Raw genomic sequence first — 7562 nt, 5'->3', positions numbered from 1 at the left:
GGCCCGCCCCCGGTTCCCGCAGCCCTTACGCACCCCGCGGCCCTTCGCCTCCCACCCTCCGGCTCCCGTCAGCCCTCCGTGACCCCGAAGCGGTGCACTCCGCTCGGGGTCACGGCCGTCTCCACCCGCCGGTCGTGCTCCTCGCCGTCGATACGGTCGACCACTTCACCGTCGTACAGCAGCACCGCACACGCCGGCTGTGCACCGTGGGCCGCCAGCCGGGCGAGCACCCGGTCGTAGCATCCGGCACCACGGCCCAGCCGCAGCCCGCTGCGGTCCACGGCCAGCCCCGGCAGCAGCACCGCGTCGGTCTGGGTGACCGCCTCGGGGCCGAGCCTCCTGCCGGACGGTTCACGCAGCCCGCGCCCGGCCGCTACGAGCTTCTGCGGGCCCTCGTAGAGCGCCCAGTCGAGGTCGTTGTCCTCCTGGAGCACCGGCAGCAGCACCCGCACGCCCCGCTCGCTCAGCGCCTCCAGCAGAGGGCCGGTGCCCGGCTCGCTGCCGACGGACACATAGGCGGCGACCGTGGTGGCGCCGGACAGCTCCGGAAGTTCCAGCACATGCCGCGCCAAAGCGAGCGCGGCTGCCTGGAGGTCGTCCGGAGTCAATGTTCTCCTCACCGACAGGACAGTGCGGCGCAACTCGCGCTTACTACGGTTGCCGACGGCCTCCGGCTCGCCCATGGGAATCCACGTCCTTTCCGCGCTGTAAAAAATGCAACAAACCCAACAAACGCGATAAACGCCGTGGACGCTTATCTTCGGCATCAAGTCAGCGGTTATGGTGCGGGACATGACTTCTCCCCGCGCACGGATCACCAAGGCAGTCATCCCCGCCGCCGGCCTGGGCACGCGCTTCCTGCCTGCGACAAAGGCCACACCTAAAGAGATGCTTCCGGTCGTCGACAAACCCGCGATCCAGTATGTGGTCGAGGAAGCCGTCACAGCCGGGCTCTCGGACGTCCTCATGGTCACCGGCCGTAACAAGCGTCCCCTGGAGGACCACTTCGACCGCAACTATGAGCTGGAGCAGGTGCTCCGTGACAAGGGGGACGACGGAAAGCTCGCCCGGGTGCAGGAGTCCAGCGATCTGGCGACCATGCACTACGTCCGGCAGGGCGACCCGCGCGGCCTGGGCCACGCCATCCTGTGCGCAGCCCCGCACGTGGGGGACCAGCCCTTCGCCGTCCTGCTGGGCGACGACCTGATCGACCCGCGCGACCCTCTGCTGTCCCGCATGATCGAGGTCCAGGAGGAGCGCGGCGGCAGTGTCATCGCGCTGCTGGAGGTCGACCCGATCAGCATCCACCTCTACGGCGCGGCGGCGGCCGAGGCCACCTCAGAGGGCGACGTGGTCCGTGTCTCCGACCTGGTGGAGAAGCCCTCGGCCCAGGAGGCGCCCAGCAACCTGGCCATCATCGGCCGGTATGTGCTCGACCCGGCCGTCTTCGAGGTCCTCAGCAAGACCGAGCCCGGCAGGGGCGGCGAAATCCAGCTGACCGACGCGCTCCAGGCACTCTCCGCCGACGAGTCCCTGGGCGGCCCCGTACACGGCGTCGTCTTCAGTGGCCGTCGCTACGACACCGGGGACCGGGGAGACTACCTGCGTGCCATTGTCAGGCTCGCGTGCGAACGTGAGGACCTGGGCCCGGAGTTCCGGGACTGGCTGCGCGGTTACGTCACCGAGGAGATGTAAGTCTTGAGCAAGACCTGGTCGGTCGAGGAGCACCTGGAGGACATCCTCCGCAGCATCCGTCCACTGGACCCCATCGAGCTGAACCTGCTCGACGCACAGGGCTGCACCCTGGTCGATGACGTCATCGTCCCGGCGGCCCTCCCGCCGTTCGACAACAGTTCCATGGACGGCTACGCCGTACGGACGGCCGACGTCGAGGGCGCCAGCGAGGAGTTCCCCGCTGTGCTCAGTGTGATCGGCGACATCGCGGCGGGCAGCGCGGATGAGCTCACTGTCGGATCGGGCGAGGCGGCCCGCATCATGACTGGTGCACCGCTCCCGCCCGGGGCCGAAGCCGTCGTCCCTGTGGAATGGACGGACGGCGGCACAGGCGGCGGTCCGGCGGACTCCATGCCCGCGCACAGTGACGCCCCCGAGGGCGCCACCGGCCAGGTACGTGTGCACCGTCCGGTGCATCCCCGGCAGCACGTACGGGCCAAGGGCAGCGACGTGAAACCGGGCACTGTCGCACTCAAGGCGGGCACTGTGCTGGGCCCCGCACAGGTGGGCCTGCTGGCGGCCATCGGACGCGGAACGGCCACCGTCCGGCCACGGCCCCGGGTGGTGGTCCTCTCCACCGGCAGCGAACTCGTCGCACCAGGGGAGCCATTGGGCCCCGGCCAGATCCACGACGCCAACAGCTTCGTGCTCACTGCCGCAGCACGCGAGGCCGGAGCCATCCCCTACCGGGTCGGAGCGGTGGCCGACGACGCGGAGACGCTGCGCGCCACCATCGAGGACCAGCTCATCCGCGCCGACCTGGTCGTCACCAGTGGCGGGGTCAGCGTCGGTGCCTACGACGTCGTCAAGGAAGCGCTCTCCCGGGTGGACGCCTTCCGGGGCGGCGAGGAGGACCGCATGGACGCCGTCGCCGATCCGGTGGAGTTCCGCAGACTGGCGATGCAGCCGGGCAAGCCCCAGGGCTTCGGCCTGATCGGTCCCGACCGCACCCCCATCCTGACGCTTCCGGGCAACCCGGTGAGTGCCTACGTCTCCTTCGAACTGTTCGTCCGCCCTGCCCTGCGCACCCTGATGGGCCGGCAGCCCGTCCGCCGCCGGACCGTACGCGCCCGCCTGGCCGGGGACGACGCACTGAGCTCACCAGAGGGCAAGCGGCAGTTCCTGCGGGGCGACTACACACCGCCCGGCGAGGAGGACGAGACGGGCACCGTCCGCGCGGTCGGCGGAGCGGGCTCCCACCTGATCGCCGCCCTCGCACAGGCCAACGCCCTGATCGACATCCCCGAGAAGACCGGCCGGCTCGCCCCCGGGGACGAGGTGACGGTCGTCCCCCTCGACTGACGCACCGGGCCGCACCCTTCTCGCTGCCGGTACCGTGTCTGGGCACAGCACAGGACCGGGAGAACCATGACCAGCCCCCAGCAGCACCTCACTCACGTCGACGCGTCCGGGGCAGCGCGGATGGTCGACGTGTCCGAGAAGGACGTCACCGCCAGGACGGCCCGCGCCACTGGACGCGTGCTCGTCTCCCCGGAAGTCGTCGCACTGCTGAGGGGCGAGGGTGTGCCCAAGGGAGACGCCTTGGCCACTGCCCGGATCGCGGGGATCATGGGCGCCAAGAAGACCCCGGAACTCATCCCGCTGTGCCACCCCCTCGCCGTCTCCGGCGTCAAGGTCGAGCTGTCCGTCGCCGACGACGCAGTCGAGATCGCAGCCCGGGTGAAGACCACCGACCGCACCGGCGTCGAAATGGAAGCGCTCACAGCGGTTACCGTCGCCGCCTTGACGGTCATCGACATGGTGAAGGCCGTCGACAAGTCGGCAGCCATCACGGACGTCAGGGTGGAGGAGAAGACCGGCGGAAAGTCAGGAGACTGGACACGCCGGCCGCTCACCGACGAGGAGGGCGCATGAGCGGTCCCCAGCAGCACGAGACCGGGGCACCCCCGCACGGGCACACGGCTCCACCCGCCCCGCACGGCCACCGCGAACCCGGCCAGGCCACAGCGGGCGCCAGGCCGCCCTACCGTGCCCTCGCCGTGACGGCGTCCAACCGCGCCTCCGCCGGGGTCTACGCCGACAAGGGCGGGCCGCTCCTCGTGGAGGGCCTGAGGGACCTGGGATTCGCCGCGGACGGGCCGCGGGTGGTCCCGGACGGGGAGCCCGTCCGCAAGGCGCTGCAGGAGGCCGTGGAGGCGGGCTACGCCGTCGTACTGACGACGGGTGGCACCGGCATCTCCCCGACCGACCGGACACCGGAGGTCACCCGGGACGTCCTGGACTACGAGATCCCGGGCATCGCCGAGGCCATCCGCGCCGAGGGGCTGACGAAGGTGCCCACGGCGGCCCTCTCCCGCGGCGTCGCCGGCGTCGCGGGCCGCACCTTGATCGTCAACCTTCCGGGCTCTACTGGGGGCGTGAAGGACGGGCTGGCGGTTCTCAGTCGGCTGCTGACGCACGCCGTCGACCAGATCCACGGCGGCGACCACCCCGCTGAGCCGGGCACCTCCCCGCAGCCCGGCGTCCCCAGAGGGGACGACCCCCGCTGAACGCACCGTGGCCGGCCGAGCTGGCGGACGGTCCCACGGCCCTCCGCCCCATAAGGCTGCGCGACCAGCGGGCCTGGCGTGAGGTCAACCAGCGCAACCGGGACTGGCTGCGCCCCTGGGAGGCCACGATCCCGCCGGCGCCTCCCGGTCAGCTGCCGCCGCGGCGTCCCACCTTCCGCCAGATGGTGCGCCATCTGCGGACCGAGGCACAGGCCGGACGGATGCTTCCCTTTGTCGTCGAGTACGAGGGAAGACTTGCCGGACAGCTGACCGTTGCGGGCATCACCTGGGGCTCCATGTGCTCCGGGCATATCGGCTACTGGATCGACCGTGCGGTGGCGGGGCGCGGCGTGATGCCGACAGCAGTGGCGCTCGCTGTGGACCACTGTTTCCATTCCGTGGGGCTGCACCGTGTGGAAGTGTGCATCCGCCCGGAGAACGTCCCCAGCCGCCGTGTGGTGGAAAAACTCGGCTTCAGGGAAGAAGGCACCCGCCCCCGGTATCTCCACATCGACGGAGCCTGGCGCGACCATCTGGTGTTCGCGCTGACCGCCGAGGAGGTACCAGAGGGACTGCTGACCCGCTGGCACCGGTCGCAGCCCGGCCACTCGACAGAAATAAAATAGACGTTCGAATTGTGGAGTTGCCGGGCCCCACTCCCGATAGGCTCCGGACAGCCAGTCCTTACCCGGCCATTTATCGGCCATTTCCGCGTAGCCCGGACGAGCAGTCACAAAAAAAGTTCGAGGGATCAGCCAGATCGTGCGACACACCGGGCTATTTGGCAGATGGGCTCATGCGATCCCCTCTACCGTGTGAGGGTGAGCAGCAGTGGCCTCATCTACGCAGTCATCGTCGGGGCCTGGGCCGCCTACTTGGTGCCGATGTGGCTTCGCCGGCAGGACGAGCTGAACGAAGCCCGTCCGACGGAACGCTTCAGCACCGCCATCCGGCTGTTGTCCGGCAAAGCCGGCATGGAACGCCGTTACGCGAGAGAAGCGGAGCGGCGCCGGGCGCGCGAGGGGTGGGCAGCGGACGATCCGTACGCGCGAAAAGCGGCGTCCGAACCCGGCCGCCCCGGCGCGCACGGTGAGGGCGGCTACGACGATGACGCGTACGGGAGCGACCCGGACGCCCTCACCGAACAGGCGGTGGACGTCCGGGCCTTCGCCGACCCCAAGACCATGGTCGGCGCTCCCGGTTCCGAAGCGCTGACCGAAGTACATGCTCACCGCATCCCGGACCGCCCCGCGCCGCACGCACCGCACGGCGGCAGGCACGGTCAAGGCGGCGCTGCCGCGCACGGTGCGCACAGCGGCCAGGGCGCCGCACGCGGCGGTCCCGGCGGTGCTCACGGCGGCCCTGGCGGCGCGCAGCGTCCCGCACAGGCTCAGCCAGGGGAGTCCGCGCGTGAGGAAGCCGCCTCACACGAACAGGACCACCCCAGGACAGCCGCGGGCGACGGCGCAGGCGCGCCGCGTAACCAGAGCGCCGAGGCGCGCGCTGCCGCGCTGGAGGGCAGACGCGCCAAGCAGGCCAAGCGCGCCAAGCTGCTCGCCCGGCGGCGGCGTACGACGATGCTGCTGTTCCTCGCCTTCACGGTCGGCACCGTGATCGCCGCAGTCCGCGGCCTCGCCCTCCTGTGGGTGCCCGCGATCCCCGCCGTACTGCTGAGCGCCTACATCGTCTACCTACGCGCCCAGGAGCGGCGCCGTTTCGCCTTCACCATGGACCGGCGCCAGGCCGAGGCGGCAGCGCGCAGCCTGCACGCCCAGCGGCCGCGGGGCGGTACCACGGGCGCGTCCGGCCGCCGCCGTGCCGCCGCGCAGGAGCCGGACACCGAACCCGGCCTCGCCGCACACCCCGAGCACGGGGCGGGCCGCGAGGGCCGACGTTCCCGTGCGGGCGCCGCCCCGGAGGCCGCGGCTCCCGAGCGCGAGCGCGTCAGCAGCCAACCGGACGCGCACGGCGAGGACCGTACGGATGCCCGGCGGGAAGCCCGCGCCCAGGCGGAGCAGCAGGAGGCCGCCGAACGGCGCGCCCTGGTGGAGCAGACCGACCACGCGGAATGGGTCGACCAGCAGCGCGCCCGGGACCGCGACTCCTCCGAGAGCGAAGGCTGGGACCCCGTACCGGTCCCGCTGCCCACCTACGTGAGCGCTCCCGTCGCGCCCCGCGCGACGCGCGGCGTCGACCTGGAGGCCCCGGACGCGTGGAGCTCGGCCCGCTCCAGCACCGCCCCCGTCGCCGAGCCGCAGCCCCCGGAGGACGAGGCCGACGGCGCTCCCCGCCCCCGCCGCACCGGCGAGCGCGACCGTACGCCCCTCTTCGACCAGTACGAGGACGAGGAGCGCCCCCGCGCCGCCAACGAATGACCGCCCCGTGACCAGCGCAGCAACGGATTTCCTCCCGCCCCGACGAGGATGCTAAGGTTTCACCCGTCGCAAGGGCCTGTAGCGCAGTCCGGTAGCGCATCTCGTTCGCAACGAGAGGGTCAGGGGTTCAAATCCCCTCAGGTCCACAGCACGACTGTTCTTGAGCTCGCTCGGGAGCGGTTGACGAGATCCCGCTGATCATCATGATCGGTCGGGATCTTTGTCGTTTCTGGGGTCCGTTCGACCGTGTTCGGGGTGGTGGATGGGGCTGGTCGCGGCTGCGGTCGGTGGGGCTGGGGCTTCGGCAGGTGGTGCGGCCGACGCGAGGAGCCCCGGGGTGCCGGGGCTGGTGGTGGCTGTCTGCGGTTGTTGTGCCTATTCAGCGACGAGTGGGGTGCCGTGGGGGTGGCAGTCCGGCGCGGGGGAACGGCGTGGCTTCGACTGGCCGTGCGCCAGGCGGTGTGCTGCGGGTGTTGGCGTCGGTGTGGAAGTCGCTGTCGGTCAGGTGGGCGCCGGTGCGCTGGTAGAGCCAGGTCTCGAGGATGTCCAGGTTGCCGGCGGTGACCAGGAGGGCGACGAGGAGGCTCTGGGCGACCTGGCCGGGTGCCGGCCGGTGCTTGGGATTCCCGATGTCGATCTCGTCGCTCTTGAGCCGCCCGTGAATCCCCTCGTTGTGCGATCGGATGGGTTTGTATGCGGCGATCCAGGCGGTGGAGAGGTAGGGGATGTCCTGCCGGAACTTGCCGGTCTTGAGATCGCCGGAGGCGTCCGCGGGAACGGTGATGGCCGACTTCGAGCAGACTGCGGGCAGTTGATCGGCCGGTGGTGGGTCGAGCCACTCGGCGGGCGGGAGTTGGACGGTGGGTTTGGCGGCCGGGTGAGCCGCGCGGCGCCGGGCGTCGCTGATGTCCAGCATCGTGGGCGGCGGGCCTGCGATGCGGTT

At 71.1% G+C, this 7562-nt stretch carries 8 protein-coding genes and 1 tRNA gene; 7 read left to right on the top strand and 2 right to left on the bottom strand.

Annotated features, from left to right (window positions below):
* Positions 1 to 68 precede the first annotated feature (68 nt).
* Entirely contained in the window at positions 69 to 683 is a 615-nt protein-coding gene (locus ITI46_RS17005) for a 5-formyltetrahydrofolate cyclo-ligase (protein ID WP_209240411.1), read from the bottom strand.
* Positions 684 to 792: 109 nt separating this feature from the next.
* Between ITI46_RS17005 and galU the strand changes: the two genes are divergently transcribed.
* The 7 genes from galU (at position 793) to ITI46_RS16970 (ending at position 6765) form a co-directional block, all read left to right on the top strand.
* A complete protein-coding gene (gene galU, locus ITI46_RS17000; protein WP_209240410.1) occupies positions 793 to 1695 on the top strand; it encodes a UTP--glucose-1-phosphate uridylyltransferase GalU in 903 nt (300 codons plus the stop codon).
* 3 nt (positions 1696 to 1698) lie between these two features.
* On the top strand, positions 1699 to 3036 hold the full coding sequence (gene glp, locus ITI46_RS16995; protein WP_209240409.1) for a molybdotransferase-like divisome protein Glp: 1338 nt from the start codon (positions 1699 to 1701) through the stop codon (positions 3034 to 3036).
* Positions 3037 to 3102: 66 nt separating this feature from the next.
* Entirely contained in the window at positions 3103 to 3609 is a 507-nt protein-coding gene (gene moaC, locus ITI46_RS16990) for a cyclic pyranopterin monophosphate synthase MoaC (RefSeq protein ID WP_209240408.1), read from the top strand.
* Positions 3606 to 4244, top strand: a complete 639-nt coding sequence (locus ITI46_RS16985; RefSeq protein WP_209240407.1) for a MogA/MoaB family molybdenum cofactor biosynthesis protein — start codon at positions 3606 to 3608, stop codon at positions 4242 to 4244. The genes moaC and ITI46_RS16985 overlap by 4 nt, the downstream gene beginning before the upstream one ends.
* Entirely contained in the window at positions 4241 to 4870 is a 630-nt protein-coding gene (locus ITI46_RS16980; protein WP_209240413.1) for a GNAT family N-acetyltransferase, read from the top strand. Before ITI46_RS16985 ends, ITI46_RS16980 begins: the two co-directional genes overlap by 4 nt.
* 195 nt (positions 4871 to 5065) lie before the next feature.
* Positions 5066 to 6619, top strand: coding sequence for a SepX/GlpR family protein (locus ITI46_RS16975; protein ID WP_209240406.1), 1554 nt, complete (start codon positions 5066 to 5068; stop codon positions 6617 to 6619).
* Between the two features lie 72 nt (positions 6620 to 6691).
* Positions 6692 to 6765 (top strand) — tRNA-Ala (locus tag ITI46_RS16970).
* 233 nt (positions 6766 to 6998) lie between these two features.
* Here ITI46_RS16970 and ITI46_RS16965 read toward each other — a convergent pair.
* Entirely contained in the window at positions 6999 to 7535 is a 537-nt protein-coding gene (locus tag ITI46_RS16965) for a hypothetical protein (RefSeq protein ID WP_209240405.1), read from the bottom strand.
* Positions 7536 to 7562 lie beyond the last annotated feature (27 nt).

Source organism: Streptomyces oryzae, assembly GCF_017676365.1.
Classification (GTDB): Bacteria; Actinomycetota; Actinomycetes; order Streptomycetales; family Streptomycetaceae; genus Streptomyces; species Streptomyces oryzae.
Note: the sequence above shows the minus strand (reverse complement) of the source record. Positions and strands in the feature narration are given on the sequence as shown.

Bases quoted from the DNA above. Each gene is read 5' to 3' on its own strand.
- ITI46_RS17005 (WP_209240411.1), bottom strand. From the start codon at position 683: ATGGGCGAGCCGGAGGCCGTCGGCAACCGTAGTAAGCGCGAGTTGCGC.
- galU (WP_209240410.1), top strand. From the start codon at position 793: ATGACTTCTCCCCGCGCACGGATCACCAAGGCAGTCATCCCCGCCGCC.
- moaC (WP_209240408.1), top strand. From the start codon at position 3,103: ATGACCAGCCCCCAGCAGCACCTCACTCACGTCGACGCGTCCGGGGCA.
- ITI46_RS16985 (WP_209240407.1), top strand. From the start codon at position 3,606: ATGAGCGGTCCCCAGCAGCACGAGACCGGGGCACCCCCGCACGGGCAC.
- ITI46_RS16965 (WP_209240405.1), bottom strand. From the start codon at position 7,535: ATGCTGGACATCAGCGACGCCCGGCGCCGCGCGGCTCACCCGGCCGCC.